The 15,411-nt window shown below is 40.2% G+C and carries 15 protein-coding genes; 7 read left to right on the top strand and 8 right to left on the bottom strand.

Features of this window, described 5'->3' with window-relative positions; translation table 11 throughout:
* Positions 1 to 10 precede the first annotated feature (10 nt).
* The 4 genes from AC6JA8_RS09660 to AC6JA8_RS09645 all read left to right on the top strand — a co-directional run bounded on the left by AC6JA8_RS09660 (position 11) and on the right by AC6JA8_RS09645 (position 2,623).
* Positions 11 to 385 (top strand): hypothetical protein, encoded by a 375-nt coding sequence (locus AC6JA8_RS09660; RefSeq protein ID WP_497973614.1) that lies wholly within the window; start codon positions 11 to 13, stop codon positions 383 to 385.
* Between the two features lie 720 nt (positions 386 to 1,105).
* On the top strand, positions 1,106 to 1,546 hold the full coding sequence (locus AC6JA8_RS09655; protein ID WP_497973613.1) for a DUF3015 family protein: 441 nt from the start codon (positions 1,106 to 1,108) through the stop codon (positions 1,544 to 1,546).
* 150 nt (positions 1,547 to 1,696) lie between these two features.
* Positions 1,697 to 2,200 (top strand): hypothetical protein, encoded by a 504-nt coding sequence (locus AC6JA8_RS09650; RefSeq protein WP_497973612.1) that lies wholly within the window; start codon positions 1,697 to 1,699, stop codon positions 2,198 to 2,200.
* A gap of 144 nt (positions 2,201 to 2,344) precedes the next feature.
* On the top strand, positions 2,345 to 2,623 hold the full coding sequence (locus AC6JA8_RS09645; protein WP_497973611.1) for a hypothetical protein: 279 nt from the start codon (positions 2,345 to 2,347) through the stop codon (positions 2,621 to 2,623).
* Between the two features lie 45 nt (positions 2,624 to 2,668).
* Here the strand turns inward: AC6JA8_RS09645 and AC6JA8_RS09640 are convergent, their stop codons facing one another.
* The 5 genes from AC6JA8_RS09640 to lysC form a co-directional block, all read right to left on the bottom strand.
* Entirely contained in the window at positions 2,669 to 3,601 is a 933-nt protein-coding gene (locus AC6JA8_RS09640; protein WP_497973610.1) for an acyl-CoA desaturase, read from the bottom strand.
* 102 nt (positions 3,602 to 3,703) lie between these two features.
* Entirely contained in the window at positions 3,704 to 4,456 is a 753-nt protein-coding gene (locus AC6JA8_RS09635) for a 2,3,4,5-tetrahydropyridine-2,6-dicarboxylate N-succinyltransferase (RefSeq protein WP_497973609.1), read from the bottom strand.
* Entirely contained in the window at positions 4,456 to 5,349 is an 894-nt protein-coding gene (gene dapA / locus AC6JA8_RS09630; RefSeq protein ID WP_497973608.1) for a 4-hydroxy-tetrahydrodipicolinate synthase, read from the bottom strand. Before dapA ends, AC6JA8_RS09635 begins: the two co-directional genes overlap by 1 nt.
* 1 nt (position 5,350) lies before the next feature.
* A complete protein-coding gene (locus AC6JA8_RS09625; RefSeq protein WP_497973607.1) occupies positions 5,351 to 6,028 on the bottom strand; it encodes a 4-hydroxy-tetrahydrodipicolinate reductase in 678 nt (225 codons plus the stop codon).
* Between the two features lie 6 nt (positions 6,029 to 6,034).
* Entirely contained in the window at positions 6,035 to 7,396 is a 1,362-nt protein-coding gene (gene lysC, locus AC6JA8_RS09620) for a lysine-sensitive aspartokinase 3 (RefSeq protein ID WP_497973606.1), read from the bottom strand.
* 98 nt (positions 7,397 to 7,494) lie between these two features.
* Here lysC and asd point away from each other — a divergent pair, with 98 nt between their 5' ends.
* The 3 genes from asd to ribB all read left to right on the top strand — a co-directional run bounded on the left by asd (position 7,495) and on the right by ribB (position 10,821).
* Positions 7,495 to 8,613, top strand: a complete 1,119-nt coding sequence (gene asd, locus AC6JA8_RS09615) for an aspartate-semialdehyde dehydrogenase (RefSeq protein ID WP_497973605.1) — start codon at positions 7,495 to 7,497, stop codon at positions 8,611 to 8,613.
* 99 nt (positions 8,614 to 8,712) lie between these two features.
* Complete coding sequence (locus AC6JA8_RS09610) at positions 8,713 to 10,203, top strand: YiiX/YebB-like N1pC/P60 family cysteine hydrolase (RefSeq protein WP_497973604.1); 1,491 nt, start codon at positions 8,713 to 8,715, stop codon at positions 10,201 to 10,203.
* Positions 10,204 to 10,215: 12 nt separating this feature from the next.
* Positions 10,216 to 10,821 carry a 3,4-dihydroxy-2-butanone-4-phosphate synthase gene (ribB, locus tag AC6JA8_RS09605; RefSeq protein WP_497973603.1) on the top strand — a complete coding sequence of 202 codons (606 nt, stop codon included), beginning with the start codon at positions 10,216 to 10,218 and terminating at the stop codon, positions 10,819 to 10,821.
* Here the strand turns inward: ribB and AC6JA8_RS09600 are convergent, their stop codons facing one another.
* The 3 genes from AC6JA8_RS09600 to AC6JA8_RS09590 all read right to left on the bottom strand — a co-directional run bounded on the left by AC6JA8_RS09600 (position 10,822) and on the right by AC6JA8_RS09590 (position 15,320).
* Complete coding sequence (locus AC6JA8_RS09600) at positions 10,822 to 11,169, bottom strand: c-type cytochrome (RefSeq protein ID WP_497973602.1); 348 nt, start codon at positions 11,167 to 11,169, stop codon at positions 10,822 to 10,824.
* Positions 11,170 to 11,192: 23 nt separating this feature from the next.
* Positions 11,193 to 11,918 carry a urate hydroxylase PuuD gene (locus AC6JA8_RS09595; protein ID WP_497976868.1) on the bottom strand — a complete coding sequence of 242 codons (726 nt, stop codon included), beginning with the start codon at positions 11,916 to 11,918 and terminating at the stop codon, positions 11,193 to 11,195.
* A 129-nt stretch (positions 11,919 to 12,047) separates the two neighbouring features.
* Positions 12,048 to 15,320 carry a response regulator gene (locus AC6JA8_RS09590; RefSeq protein ID WP_497976867.1) on the bottom strand — a complete coding sequence of 1,091 codons (3,273 nt, stop codon included), beginning with the start codon at positions 15,318 to 15,320 and terminating at the stop codon, positions 12,048 to 12,050.
* Between the last annotated feature and the right edge of the window lie 91 nt (positions 15,321 to 15,411).

Here is a 15,411-nt window from a genome sequence, read left to right as displayed (position 1 = left end):
AGGTTCTTCAATGATTTCATTTTTTAAAGTTATGTTTTACTTTGTTTTCTGTGCAGATCTATTTGCTTTCGTCGTAGATTCTCCACTGGGTACAATACAGCTCACTACGGAAGAACTTGTAAGGGCTAAAATAAACTATGAACAGGTAGTTGTTTTCTTTGATTCATTGAAAGTAAATAATTGCAAAAAAATTGGTCCTGTAAAAAATTTAAAAAAACTAGAATTTTGGCAAAAAAGTAAAGCCTGTGACTTGAGGCTAGTAGAGCTGAAGAAGGATGTTGCCCTTTTGAAGGGGAATGCATTGCTCATTGGTTCAGATAGTTTATTTTGTGAATTTTCACTCGAGGGCGTGGCATATCAATGTTTAAATAGCGATCGGGAGTAATATTGTTCAAACTTATTTTATTACACGAAATTTAAACTTGTCTTAACCGAAAAAATAAAGGCGTGAGTATGTTGGAACCTCTTTTATTGGAGGTCCCATTTTTTAAGAATCAATCAGGATGCTCTGGCAGATCAAATGATAATAAATAGAGCAAAAGATTTTACAAAACAAGCTAAAACTGGCGGAAATTACTATAGTGCATATGATTTAGGTGAAAATGATTACAACCGCATTGTAGCTGCAAGACAGGTCCAATGCGGTGATAAGTGTGGTTTAAAATGAGAGAGAATATTATTTATATGCTCAAAGGTCTTGCTTCGTTTAGTTTAACTCTAGGTCTATATCAATTTCTAGAAGCATGTAATTTGTTTTCGTCCATAGATGGAAATATGACATATATCTTATTAGTAATTATTTTTGGTTTCTTTTATTTTTTCATTTCTCTCTTATTAAAAAAAATAAATAAATTTCAAATCCTAATACTTTTAATATTAACAGTATTTGGTTTTGTTTCTGCTTCTTACTCTGGTCATCGAACAGCATTAAGCGAAATAAAAATAGATAGACGAAAATAATTGATTGATTTAAGAGGTAGAAGTTATACACATGCAAGGATAAAGAAGTTCTAGTACACATTTCTTGTTGCCGAATAACAAAGTAAATTTATTGGTTGGATTCTCGTTACCAGTGCAACTCCTGACGATTTAGAAAAAGGATAATATGTTTCTTAGATATCTAATGCTTTTTTCTTGCTTACTGATGTCCACTCAATCCTATTCTTTTGATGAAAAGAAGTGTCGAAAAATATCATCAAGCGGAAATGGAGTAGGGCTTTTTTTATCTACAACGAGCTTTGTTTCATCAACTGGGGAATGTGCGATGATTGGTATGGGCGAGAATGATAAAAAAGTATTTTTAGTGAATAATTCTGATCCTCTTAAAGTTGATATGTCACGAGGTAGTGGCGAATATCTTGATGCTTATGCCATTCTTTCAGGTTGTGATTTAAAGGCAAAAGAATACCTACCAACTTTATTACAGAAAAATTATGTAGAAATTTGGGGAGAAGAAGAAAAAGAGACGAAAGCTATCTATGATTCCTTAGAAAAGATCATGAATAATGACTCTAAAATAAAAAGTGGTTGCTCGTTTAAGTCATAATTCTTTTTATATCTTACGATATTCTCGGAAACAGAGTGACTGATGAGAATATAGATGCTGATTCCAACAGGCTTTTCTGGTGATAAAGCAATCAGAAAGCTCTATTGCGGCCGGAACGGAAAATTAAGTTTGTGTCGATATGGGAAAATAATGAAGAGAAATCTATACTGTAAGAAATGCAATGCTGAGTATGAAATGAATTATATTTCAGTTCAAAAATTAATATTTAACAATCAAAGGCATTGGGAGTGTGAAAACTGTAAGGAACAGAATCAAAATTTGATAAAAGTAGAATCATTAACTCTTTTTTTATTTTTGGGACCATGTATTTTTCCATTAATAGCCTTTTTTAAGCTTGATTCATTGTGGGGTATTTTATGGATGATTTTCTTGATTGTAATAATGCCTTGGGTTTATGACTTAAGCTATATTTTAAAAAATAAAAGAGAAAGTAGTTTTTTTGTATTAGAGGGGGTGTCTTTTTTTATCATCGTTATGATTTTTTCTAAACGGTTGCTAGAACTTTCTTTTATTGAAAACACAATATCTTCATTTGTTTTTTTTAGAGGAGATTTTGTAGAAAATTTAGCGATGTGTTTTTCTATATTCATTTTAGTGTATCGTTTTATTGCAAGTAGAAAAAAGGCCCAATGAATTTTAGTAAGGAAGTGTTGTACTGGTTTCGGCCAATTCATCTTAAAGCTGGCGAGCGAAGTTCTAGCACACATTTCTTGTTGCCGAATAATAAGGTAAGTGTTCATGTAAAAAGAGATCACAAAAAATTAACCTTAGGTGTTTATGGATTTTAGAAGGTATTTAATTATTAGTATTTTTGCTTTTACATGCTCATGCTCAACTATATACAAAAATGAGCATCAGCATTATCTTGGGATTAAGTCGGCGATGGCAAAAGACCGCTATTCACTGGCCGTAAAAGAAATCATGGAGTTCAAGGATAAATACCCTGAGAGCAACTATCTTTGTGAGCTTTTGCCTATTCAAATAGCTTGGAAAAAAGATAGGAATATGGATGCTTCGAAGGAAGAGAGTGAATTCACAGTAAAATGTAGAAAATAAAAAGGCCCTCTTTCGAGGGCCCTTTCATTTTTAAAGAATAAAATCTTAAGCTGCAGGCTGATATTTTTTCATTTTCATTTCAAGCTTCGCTTGAGTAATTAGTTTTTCCTGAACTTTCTTCAGTTCACTCGTCCAACCAACAAATGAAAGCGTCTTAATCATCCATTTTGTCGGATCGAAGTGGTACCACTTAATCCCGTTTCTGTAATCAACTGGGAAGTAGTGGTGGTAGTTGTGGTAACCTTCACCATAAGAGAAAACGGCCATGATAGCGCTGTCTCTTGCTGTGTTTGTATCAGTGTATGGACGAGTCCCTACAATGTGGCAAAGTGAGTTGATGAAGAATGTACAGTGGTGAACGAAGACGATGCGGCCAAAACCAGCAAGTGCCAGACCACCAAGAGCAGACCCTAAGAAGTATCCGATTACTGTTGGAAGGATCACTCCCATAACCACAGCAAGCCATAGGTAGTTTCTATGCTGCCACATAACCAGTTTGTCGTTTAAAAGATCTTTTGGGTATTTTGGTTCAACTTCTTTTTCCTGGAAGAAGATCCATCCGATGTGTGCCCACCAGAAACCTTTATTGATATTGTACGGGTCTTTTTCGTCGTCTACGTGAGTGTGGTGAATGCGGTGATCGGCAGACCATTTAAGGGCCGAGTTTTGGAAAGTCGCTGCACCAAAAATCAGGTAAAGGAATTTTACCAGGTTGTTTGCTTTGTAAGCGCGGTGAGAAAAAAGTCTGTGGTATCCGCCAGTGATTGAAAGTCCTGTGGCGAAGTAGAAGATAACCGCTAGAGCGATTTGCGACCACTGAAGACCGTTTTGCATGAAGTATAGTGCGCTTAAAGCGATGGCCACTATAGGAGTTGTTGTTAAAAAGATTGTATTGACCCAGTCAATTTGCTTTTTCTTTTTGATTGGTGTGTTTTCAGAGCTAATGTCTAAATTGTTTTCTAAGTGTTGTGGTTTCATGAGCGTCCCCCAAAGTATTCTGTCTGGTAATAGAATAACGAGGAAAACGCTCATGAACTGTAAAACAATTGTCACAATGTGGTGACAATAAGGACTTGTAAGTTAGCGAAGGAAGTCTTCAAGAACTAAAGAGGCCTCACTTTTTTCGTCACGGTACTTAACAATAATCGCACATTGAAGTGTTAGCCCCAGTTTTGTGGCATATTCATTGTCAGACTTAACAGGTCGGTTTCCAGGAACAACAATGGCATTTTCCGGAATAGGTTCGCCTTTTTCCAGCATACGGTTGTTGACGATATCGTAGACAGGAATCCCTTTTGAAAGGACGACTCCAGGAGCGATAACAGCTCTTCTTTTAACGATAATCCCTTCAACGATAACAGCTCCAGCACCAATGAAGGCTTCGTCTTCAATAACCACTGGATTGGCCCCGATTGGCTCTAGAACACCGCCGATTTGCACCGCTGTTGAGAGGTGAACTTTCTTTCCAATTTGGGCACATGAACCCACAAGCACATGTGAGTCAACCATTGTTCCTTCGTCTACGAAAGCACCAACATTGATGTAGCTTGGAGGCATGATAATGACACCTTTAGCGATGTAAGCTCCACGGCGAACAGACGTTCCACCAGGAACAACGCGGATTCCTTGCTCTAAACGAAAAGACTGTGGCATTAAATTATGTTTATCAACAAAACCGTTTTCTTCTTTTAGAACACCAGCTTTAAAAGCTTCAAGGATTTGAGCTTTCACTTCAGTATTAGCAACCCATTTTCCATCGATAAAATTCGCAGCGCGAACTCTTCCGCTTTCTAGGTCGTTAAGATTTTTTTCCCAAATTGTCGTTGTAACCATTAATTGTTCTCCTTAAACCATGACATAATATTTTTATCAGCATTTAAAACAGGCGAGTTGTCGGCCAGGTCTAAATGGTGAAGAGGGGCGCGAAGGACGTTTGTTTTAATTTGTCCTTTGGCGTGCATTAGATTTTTAACCGGTACAGGATTGGCGGCGATAAAAAGTGTATCACACGCTTTTTTCCACAGGTCTGCTTCGGCACTTGAGAGTTTTCCCGCCAGCGTTTTTTCAACGTAAGCGCGAGTTGGAGCGGGCCAGGCGTTACTTGCTACAGACACAAGCCCCACGCATCTGTGTGGATAGAAATCAGGAACCATTCCATCGTCTCCGCTGTAAAGGCGGGCATTCGGAGCAGCTTCACCGTATTTTTTAAAGTCTTCCACTGAACCACTGGCCTCTTTAATCGCCCAGAAATTCTTGTGGTCTTTTAAATTTTTAATCGCATTGAAATTCATTTTTACACCCGTTCTTCCCGGAACGTTGTAAAGCATACAAGGTTTATTGGCTAAATCTAAGATCGCCTTAAACCACTCAGTCTGACCGTGCTCACCTGGTTTTGCGTAAAGGGGAGTCACGACTAAATAGGCATCAAGACCCTTAAGAGTGTTAAGGTATGTAACGTATTCAAGAGTGTCTTTTTGGTTGAATCCACCAATACCAGTCATCACCGGAACTTTTAAATTAAGTCCTAGACCAAAATCTAAAATCTTTTTGCATTCATCTTTATTCAGGTTTAGGGCCTCACCTGTTGAGCCTAAAATAACCACGGCCACGTTAGCGGCTTCTTGCTCTCTTAGGATTTTTTCAAATGTTGGGTAATCGACAGTTGAGTCGGCATTCATTGGAGTGACGATCGCTGTCCATAAAGGATAGTCGTTAAGATTTTTCATGTTACTTAATTCCTTTTAAAAGTTCCTTCTGAACGACGTCTTGAAAAAGATGAAGTCCCGGAGTGAGTGTTGAAATAATATTGGCCGCATAAAGAGCGCCTTCAGCAAAGATTTTGCGATCAAGCGCCGTGTGTTTTAGGGTGATTTCTTCAGTGGCCGTTTTTAGTGTGAGTTCGTGGATTCCTATCACATCTCCAATTCGCTCAGAGGTGATATTCATTTCATGCCCGGCCCAGTTTTTCCACGACAGGGCCGTTCCACTTGGAGCGTCCAGTTTTTTAGTGTGGTGGATTTCATTCATTGAGAATGAATAGTCTGAAAGGATGCTGCCGGCATTTTTCATAATGAGAATCATCTGGTGAACCAAATTCATGCCCAGTGAAAAGTTTGTGGCGTAAATCCATTTGATATTATTTTTTTGGAGAGTGTTTGCTAGCTCATTTCCAAAAGAGATTCCCGTGCTTCCAGTGACGACCGGGATTTTGGCGTCGATTAAAAGGGGCATGTACTCGCCAAAAACGTCGCCGGTTAAAAAGGAAATCACCACATCATGGCCTTTTAAAGACTCAAGTGTCGGGTGGTTTTTAGAATCAAAAACAGTGTGTGGGATTTTTTTCTCGATTAATAGCTCGAGAACTTTTCCACCTGTTTTACCTTTTCCTAGAAGAGCGATTTTCATTTTAAATTAACCTTCGATAAACGTCTTGTGTAGTTTCTTAATCGCTTCTTCACCAGCACTTCCATCAACGATGAAACAGAAGTTATGCTTACTTGCTCCAAGACAGATCATGCGCACGTTGATGCCATCAATTGCGTTGAAGATCTTTTTAGCAAGGCCTGGTGTGTGGTTGATGTTGTTGCCGATTAAAGAGACCAGTGAAAGGTTTTCTTCGACTTGAACGACTGCAAGTTCTTCTAAGTCGCGAATAAGATCTTTATTTAAAAGTGCCGAGTCATCAAGAGTCATAGAAACCGAAATTTCCGATGTCGTGATGGCGTCGATACTCACTTTGTGGTCATTAAACACTTTAAAGATTTGGTATAAAAACCCGTGAGTGTAAAGCATTTCCGGTGTCGATAATGTCACCAGGACTTGTTTTTTTCTTAGGGCCATGGCGCGGATTAAAGGAGCGTCGTCGACTTCTTTTTTAATCCATGTCCCGCCTGCACCCATTTCAAAACTCGATCCAACAAAGACCGGGATTTGGGAACGGATGGCCGGCATAAGAGTCGCCGGGTGAAGAATTTTTGCTCCAAAGGTCGCAAGCTCTGAAGCTTCTTTAAAAGAGATTTCTGAAATCGCACGCGCTTCGGGACAGATGCGTGGGTCAGTTGTGGCAATACCAGCAACGTCAGTCCAGATTTCTAAAATATCAGCTTTAATTCCTTCAGCTAAAATGGCAGCCGAGTAATCACTTCCACCGCGGCCAAGAGTTGTCGTCATGCCATCTAGTGTTTGCCCGATAAAGCCTTGAGTGACATAGACAGTGTTTTCGTGTCTGATGGCCCCTAGTCTCTTGTCACATGCTTTGATAATTTCATTTGTCTGTGGACGAGCTTTCCCAAATTGGTTGTCTGTCACTAAAACATCTCTGACATCGAGCCAGCTTGCTTTGTGATCAGAGTTTGCTTTTTTTAAGACTAAGTTCATCGCATGAGTAAAAAGAATGGAAGAAAGTCTTTCTCCAAAACTTTGCATTGAATCCATTGCTTTAAGCGAGCAGTCTTTTAGCAAATGAATCCCGCGCGACATTGATTCAAGTTCGCCCAGCATTTCATTCATGATTTTTAATTCTGATTCAGGAAGTTCTAAATCGCGGGCAATCTTCTCGTGTTTGTTTTTAATTTTAGTGATGATAACTGAAGCTTTATCCCAGCTGCTTTTTTCAGCAGTGCGGGCCAGTTCAATTAAGTCGTTTGTCGTTCCTGACGTTGCAGACACGACTACCATTTTTGAGCCTTGTTTAAGCGAAACTTCGGCAGATCTAATCATGCAGCCGGCATCGCCCATTGAAGTTCCACCAAATTTTGAGACCACGAGTTTCATAGAATTTTCCCTGATAGATTTTTTGAATTGGAAAATGTTTTACAAAGTATAGTAAAAGATAAAAAATTGAGTGAAAACATCAAATACAGGAAAAATGCATGAAGTTAGGTATTGTTGGATGGCGAGGAATGGTTGGTCAGGTTCTGATGGCAAGAATGCTGGAAGAGGGTGATCTTAATCATTTTGACACGACTTTTTTCTCAACCTCAAACGCAGGTGGGGAACACCCATTCAAGCAGCTTACAAAGGCAGATCCTAAGCTTAAAGACGCCCATAACATTGATGAACTAAAGAAAATGGACATCATCGTGACTTGTCAGGGCGGAGATTACACAAAAAAAGTCTTTAAAGACCTAAGAAGCGCTGGTTGGAAAGGCTATTGGGTTGATGCTGCTTCGGCCATTCGTATGGAAAAAGACAGCACAATCATCCTTGATCCGGTGAATCTTCACGTGATTAAGAAGGCCTTAAAGGAAGGTAAAAAAGATTTTATCGGTGGAAACTGTACGGTTTCTCTGATGCTTTTGGCGTTGGGAGGACTTTTTAAGGCCAATCAAATTGAATGGATGACGTCAATGACGTACCAGGCGGCCTCTGGTGGTGGTGCTCGTCACATGAATGAGCTTCTCTCGCAAATGAAATACTACACTGACCGCGTGATGGATAAAGGGACCAATCTTTCAGAGCGCATTTTAGAAGTTGAAAAAAATGTAACGGGATTAATGAGCGACGCTGCTTTTCCCAAAGAAAATTTTGGAGTGGCGCTAGCTGCGAACCTGATTCCATGGATTGATTCGGATCTTGAAAACGGTCAAAGCCGCGAGGAATGGAAGGCGAGTGCTGAAGGAAATAAAATCCTGGAAACGACAAATATGATTCCTATTGATGGGACATGTGTGCGCGTGGGAAGCATGAGATGCCACGCTCAGGCGCTGACTATTAAACTTAAAAAAGACATCCCGATGGATGAAATCGAAATGATTTTGGCCGAACACAACCCGTGGGTTAAAGTTGTGGCCAACAATAAAACAGATTCGATCAAGTACTTAACTCCACAATACGCCAGCGGAAAGCTGGAAGTTCCGGTGGGGCGTCTTCGCAAAATGTATATGGGCAACGACTATCTCAATGCTTTTACAGTAGGCGATCAGCTTCTTTGGGGAGCGGCCGAACCGCTAAGACGAATGCTGCACATTATTTTGGAAAATAATACCTAAGGACTTTCATCCCTAGAGTTTTACCCCACCTTAAGTTAGACTAGTAACATAATTGTTGCCATCGGACGGCAATATCAAACGATCAGGAAGATTTGAATTATGCTTAAAAATCATAAGAATTTTTTGGGATGTCTTTTACTGTCTGTGGCCGCGACAAGCTGCTCATCAATGTCAGGAAGAAATCCATCCTCTGATGAAAACCCATCTCTTGCTCAAATCATTGAAGATGTTTCCGATGCCTCTCGCGGAATTAAACAAGACCCGGTTGCTTGTAAGGACCGCTATGACAGCGCTTATCAAAAGCTCTTTAACCTGGCCGGCGACCCTGCACTGGCAGAGTTAACCGATATCAAAGAAATTGATGAACAAATCAATGCTTCATTTTCCGCAAGACTCGCGCTTAAAGACGCTCTTAAGGGTTTTGAAAGCGATACTGAATGCCTAAGAAGTGCCACTGATGTTTTCCGTGGGCTTCGTTATGTGGAAGATTATCTGATTGAAATGCGCATGGAAAAAGCGGCCAATGCTCCTTCTGAGTACGTCAGCATGAAAGGAGAGTTTCCATACTTTCTGATCAACCCAAAATATGCGGCCGAATTTAAATCCTATGAAGACCTGCAGTCCGGAGACGTGATTTTATCGCGTGGGAATGCTTTTTCTTCTGCGGCCATCGCCCGTATTGGTGTGAATGATTATCAATTTTCGCACTTAAGTTTTGTCTATAAAGACCCAGAAACAAAAGAGCTCTCTACAACTGAGGCCCATATTGAAATTGGAAGTGTGGTTGAACCTTTAATTGAGCACGTCAGTGCTAAGAATGCTCGTTCAGTTGTTTTTAGGTATAATGATGCGCAGATTTCTGAGCAAGCTTCAAAAAGTATTCACGACCGCGTTTTAAAAAATCAATTAGCAAAAAAAAATGTCGAATACGACTTCTCAATGGATTTCAGAGACAACGAAAGGCTGTTTTGCTCTGAGATCATCAGTTCTGGTTTTAAAGCAGCTATGCCAAATGAAGACTTTATCCCGAAGTTTAAATCAAAATTCTCTCCGGGAATTATTCCGTTTTTAAATACGATCGGTGTACCGGCCAATAAAGACAATATTGCCAATATGGAAGTCTTCGCTCCAGGAGATATCCAGTTTGACCCGCGTTTTGACCTGGTTGCTGAATGGAGAAACCCAAGAAAAATGGAAGAGTCGCGTTTAAAAGATTTTATCCTGACAAAGATTTTCGAGCGCATGGATAAGGCCGGTTACAAGTTTGATCCTAGTTTTAAGATGGATGCCGAGGCCCGCACATTCTGGCTTTTAAGAAGGCTTCCGGTTGTCCGCAAATTTCTTCAAAATAAGTTCCCGCTCAACATGAACCCTGGGCAATTGGAATTATTTATGGCCCTGGATAAAGTGGGTGAAGCGATTTACAAAGAAGTTGAAAAGGCTTCACTAGAGTTCGATCGTCCAATGACACCAAAGGAAATTTATGCGGTGTTAGATGGGTTTTTTAAAGAAGACTTTGAGCTTTATAAGCGTTATAAGAAGGGTCAGGATGTAGTGAAACCGGTGTTTCACACATATTTCCATCCGTAAAAAGGACCTCCTGTGAACGATTCTCTCGCTCGTGCTCTACATGAATTAAAAAGCGGACGCTTTATTTTGGTGTGTGATTCTGAGTCCAGAGAAGATGAGGCCGATCTTGTAATGGCCGCGCAGTTTACAGAAACTTCCCACGTTAATTTTATGATCAACAACTGCCGAGGCCTTATCTGTGTGCCGATGGCCGCTTCAGTTGCTAAAAAACTAGACTTGCCCTTAATGGTTCGCGAGCACACTGGAACATTTGAGACGGCCTTCACTGTGTCGGTCGATGTTAAAAAAGGAACGCACACTGGGATTTCATCTCACGATCGTGCGCTTACTATCCGCGCTTTAAGCGATCCCAAAGCTGCCCCTCAAGACTTTGCTCGTCCAGGACATATCTTTCCTTTAATCGCCTGGGAAGAAGGCGTTTTAGTGCGTCCAGGACACACAGAAGCTTCTGTGGATTTAATGAAACTAGCAGGTCTTTTACCGGTTGCCGTTTTATGTGAGACGCTGGATGAAAATGGTGTCGCTTTAAAAGGCGCGCTTCTAAGAGAATTTGCAGCAAAGTTCAACATTCCCATCATTACGATAGAAGATTTGATCGCCTACAAAAAACAAAACTAATTAAGGTTTATTAAAGCTGTTTAAATAAGCATGAAGGGCCGGGATATCATCCTTTAACTGAGGAAAATCCGGCATAACTTCAGTGTCTCTTTTGGGTTTGTACCCAGGAGGATAACTGCGAGTAAGCACTCTGGCCGTCACTAACTCTAAGCTTGATCCGGCAATCGCAGGCCCAATACTTCCATCAATCGTTGGATTGGGGTTGTGGCAAGCGATACAGTTTGACATGAATGTGGCCTTCCCACGCGCTTCAAGAGTTGAAAGCGGTTTTTGTGGCTCACCTTTTTGACAAGAAACAAGTGAGAGGAGCATTGCCCCTCCCACCACGAAAGAAAATTTTCTTTTCATTGATCTCTTCATTGATTTCAATATTACTTTGTTAGAAGTTCAATCGCCACGTAAAGGATCGCTGTAAGGAAGATCCCCATGTGAACTACACCTTTAACAGATGTAATTTTGATTGTGTCTGTTTTCCCTTTTAGTGCGTTTAATTCAAGTAGACCAACGATTAGGATGATCACTAGAGCAAGAAGTTTCCCGTTGTATTCAGGGTTAACGTTTGCTGGAAGGTGAGAAGCAGCTCCCATGAAAAATAGCATTGGAAGAGAAAAAAGAGTGTTGTGTCTTGAAGCTAGACCTGCTTTTGCTCCTGCTGCAGCCGCTTCTGGAAGAGCTTGTCCACCAGCTGCCACTTGTTTTGCTGAAGCGATAACGATCTTTTGGTTAGGCCAGATAACAAGCCATACGTTTAAGAACATGATTGTCCCTAGAAGAGCTCCTGTCGCGATGAATGCCCACCAAGAAGTCTGGAACATTGCTGATCCAAATCCGTGTCCTTTAAGTCCTAATAGAGTTACCCCTGAAAGGAATGTGAAAAGGGCCCCGTAACGAAACCATGCAAGTGCACGTGGAACTAGAGTTCTAACAGCTACACCGCGAGATGATTTGATTTTTTCATCAGCGTCTAGTTCTTTGAACCATTCACCTTGGATGAAGTTAAAGTAATAAAGAACGCCAATCCAGATTACACCCGCAAAGTAGTGAATGTAGCGAAGGAATAGCTCAGCTCCTGGTGCTGTGAATAGTGAGAATGTCAAAGGTTACCCCCAAGTTAACAGTTAGAATTTATAAAGATTGTGTAAGTCCTATTCAAAGGGAATAGCTGACTAAAGTCAATGAATAATCATATTTAAATAGATCGTAGATTCCTGAGCCTTTTTTAAAAACTAAAAATAAGACTTGAGCTTAATAAAAAAGTCATTGGGGCGGAAAGGCTTGGTCACAAAATCATTCATCCCAATAGACTGAAGACTCGATACACTTTCAGTCATAACGTCGGCCGAAAGACCAATGATAGGGGTTTCTTTGTTGAACTCGCGGATCTTTTTTGTGGCCTCAAACCCGTCCATTAATGGCATGTGAAGATCCATCAGGATCAGATCGTACTTAATGGCGCGGACGTGGTTAACGGCTTCAAGACCATTAATAGCAACATCGACTTTAAGGCCCCATTTTTCTAAGAATTTTTTCGTTACGATAATGTTCACCTGGTTGTCTTCAACTAAGAGCACACGCTGCCCTTGGAAGCTTTCCTGGATTTTTTGAGGAGAATTTGAAGTAACACTCATAGGCTGTTCCGATTTAATCGCGAAATGGATCGTAAAAACGAAAGTCGTTCCGGACTTAGGTCCGCTGGTGACATCGATTTTACCGTTTTGGATCTCCACCAGGCGTTTTGTAATCGCTAATCCTAGACCTGTTCCGCCATATTTTCTAGTATGATCGCTCTCGGCCTGGGTAAAATCTTTAAAAATCTCGCGCTGTTTTTCTTTATCGATACCAATACCGGTATCAGACACTTTAAATTCAATGATACACGAATCTTCTTTTTTCTGTTTTAAACGTACATAGAGATTAACTTCGCCTTCGTTGGTGAATTTTAGCGAGTTACTTAGAAGATTATTAAGAATCTGGGTATTGCGGTATTCATCACCAATCACCAGGTCTGGCACCTTGTGATCGATCTCCATAGAAAGCTTCAGGTTTTTTTCCATGGCCTTCGGGCGATGAATCTTTAAAACGTTCTCACAAAGTGACCTAAGGCTAAAAACTTTTTTCTCTAAAACGATTTTTCCCGATTCAATTTTTGTGTAATCGAGAACTTCGTTTACGATGTGGAGTAAATTGTCTGCCGAATATTTAATCGTTTCTAAGTCTTCGCGGATCTCTGATTTAGGATTTTCTTCCAGGATAATATTAATCATCCCGATAACTCCGTTTAATGGAGTCCTGATTTCATGGGACATCGTCGAAAGGAAATTTGATTTCGCTCTGGCCGCATCTTCAGCAAGCTCTTTTGATTTGGTTAAATTCTGCTCGATTTTCTTTCGCTCAGAAATATCGCGCACAACCGCTTGATAGATGAATTTATCGTTTACTTCAATGTAGTGAAGATGCATTTCCGCAAAGAAGGGGAGTGCTCCACGTAAGCAAAAACACTCAAATTTCACCATTTTTTTATACTTTACTTCGCGGACCTTGTTTCTAAAGAGCTCTTTATCTTCTGTCGAATCCAGGTCGCGGATGGCGAAAAAATCATAAAGGGGAGAGTTGAGCAGGTCTTTTTTCGAGCGCTTTCCAAAGAGAACTAAACTCTCCGGGTTACAGTCAATAATCTCATTATTGTTGAATAAAATAACCGCATCACTTGAGTTTTCAAAAAGCGATTTAAAACGTTCTTCGGACTCTCGGAGCTCCAGCGTCTTGCTGCCGGCAATTTTATTGGCCTTCTCACTGATGAGTTTTAAATTCAAAATAAAGCCGGTGATTAGAAGACTAAAAAGAGAGCCGACTAAAATCAGCATCGAGTTTTGCGATCCATGGCCGGTGATAAAACGGATTGTTTCATTCCAATCAATAGTGAACGTGCGATCGGCCAGATTTAAAGTCGAAAACTTAGGATTGCTATTATCAGAGCTTCTCAAACGTTTATCGACAATCTTTGTGTAAACTTTTCTTTCAATAAAACTGTTGTCGCCATCAAAAATATCAATATCAATCTGCTGATAGCGAGATTCGGCCAGCGATTTAAAAAAATACTCCATTTCGACAGCGGCCACGACCCAGCCAATAAAACGCTCGCGTTTTTTTATAGTCGTAATAAGAAATGAAGTGAAAGCCTTTTTCCCACCGAAAAGATCAATTTGAATGGCCGGCGTCAGTATAGGACTATTGCGGTAAATAGATTGTTCAAAAAGTTCGCGCAATTCCGGGTGATAAATGATTTTTTCAAAATTTCCGGTGGCATTTAAATGATCAGGGTAAATCAAAGCAGGGCGATTGCTCATTGATTTAGGATAAATAACCCCTATACCTTTTATTCCGTTAATTTGATCAATAATGGAGATCGACTTAGCGTAGGCATCCCATTCATCAGGCTCTACTTTTTCTGAACCTGATACAAAACCAGATGCACCTTTGATGGCATTTTCGTAAAAAACCATTTTTTCAACTAAACGGTTTTCAAAATCATCAATAACATTGGTGATGATTCTCCCATTATCTACTTCTTTTTGCGTGTAATAGTAGTAATAAACCGAGCCGGTTAAAACCCAGAAGGCCAAAAGGGGAGCAATCGCACTTTTAATAAGCCTTGTTTTCTTAAATCCTTCCAATGCCAAGGCACTAATTCCCAGAGCAAATAAGAAGAACTGAATTGAAGTCATGTTTTCTTGGTAATTTCCCACTGAAAATGGGCCATCATGACCAATTAAAAACCAATTCAGCACCAACGATACGGTGATAAGCGCGTAATAAATTCCTTGAATTGTGCCTAATAAACATGGCAATAAAATCGCTAGGAAAATGAAAAAAAGATATGGGCCAAGGGTATGGAACTTAAAAATATACGTAATTGTGACGGCCACAAATGGCGCTATGAAATCAAAGAATCGATGTTTGGTGTCTTTAAAACTTAAAAATGCCGGCAAAATAATCAGGATGCTTAAAACATCGCCCGTATACCAAGTCGCAAAATGAGAAAAATACATATCTTCGGCGATGACACCCAGGTAATACAAATTCGTCACACCAATTAAGGCCGAAAAAATCGGCGCAAATAAGGCCACGATAGAAACACTTATCAAGGTCGACTGATACTCGAAGTATTCTTCGGCCATGTCTTTAAACGCCTGATACAGATACAGCCCGATATAGGCTTCAGAAACGCTGGCCAAACAACTAATGAGGTTTTGGTAAAGGCTTCGGTCATTAACCAGGCCCAGGATAAATTTTGCGATAAAAATGACCGGTAGATAACGGGCGCCAAAAAACACCAGAATTCCCACGGCCAGGCCAGACGGGATAAAAAACGCCGATGATTGCCCGGGAGTTTTAGTGATAATAAGTGAAAACTGGGCCACATAAAAATAAATCGCGGTCAAAACAAACGAGATGACTGTGTATGAAGAAATGTCGCGGATACGAAGGCCTGATTTCATCCCAATATTGTTAACTTATTTTCTCAGAAATGTTAGCTTTTTTTGTTTATGAGGGATTTTAAAGGCCCCCAAAAGGGGTAAAATCTGCCGG

It is taken from the genome of Bacteriovorax sp. HI3 (genome assembly GCF_059738875.1).
Note: the sequence above shows the minus strand (reverse complement) of the source record. Positions and strands in the feature narration are given on the sequence as shown.

Coding starts and splice junctions, on each gene's coding strand:
- AC6JA8_RS09660 (WP_497973614.1), top strand. CDS start 11: ATGATTTCATTTTTTAAAGTTATGTTTTACTTTGTTTTCTGTGCAGAT.
- AC6JA8_RS09655 (WP_497973613.1), top strand. CDS start 1,106: ATGTTTCTTAGATATCTAATGCTTTTTTCTTGCTTACTGATGTCCACT.
- AC6JA8_RS09650 (WP_497973612.1), top strand. CDS start 1,697: ATGAAGAGAAATCTATACTGTAAGAAATGCAATGCTGAGTATGAAATG.
- AC6JA8_RS09645 (WP_497973611.1), top strand. CDS start 2,345: ATGGATTTTAGAAGGTATTTAATTATTAGTATTTTTGCTTTTACATGC.
- AC6JA8_RS09640 (WP_497973610.1), bottom strand. CDS start 3,601: ATGAAACCACAACACTTAGAAAACAATTTAGACATTAGCTCTGAAAAC.
- AC6JA8_RS09635 (WP_497973609.1), bottom strand. CDS start 4,456: ATGGTTACAACGACAATTTGGGAAAAAAATCTTAACGACCTAGAAAGC.
- dapA (WP_497973608.1), bottom strand. CDS start 5,349: ATGAAAAATCTTAACGACTATCCTTTATGGACAGCGATCGTCACTCCA.
- AC6JA8_RS09625 (WP_497973607.1), bottom strand. CDS start 6,028: ATGAAAATCGCTCTTCTAGGAAAAGGTAAAACAGGTGGAAAAGTTCTC.
- lysC (WP_497973606.1), bottom strand. CDS start 7,396: ATGAAACTCGTGGTCTCAAAATTTGGTGGAACTTCAATGGGCGATGCC.
- asd (WP_497973605.1), top strand. CDS start 7,495: ATGAAGTTAGGTATTGTTGGATGGCGAGGAATGGTTGGTCAGGTTCTG.
- AC6JA8_RS09610 (WP_497973604.1), top strand. CDS start 8,713: ATGCTTAAAAATCATAAGAATTTTTTGGGATGTCTTTTACTGTCTGTG.
- AC6JA8_RS09600 (WP_497973602.1), bottom strand. CDS start 11,169: ATGAAAAGAAAATTTTCTTTCGTGGTGGGAGGGGCAATGCTCCTCTCA.
- AC6JA8_RS09590 (WP_497976867.1), bottom strand. CDS start 15,320: ATGAAATCAGGCCTTCGTATCCGCGACATTTCTTCATACACAGTCATC.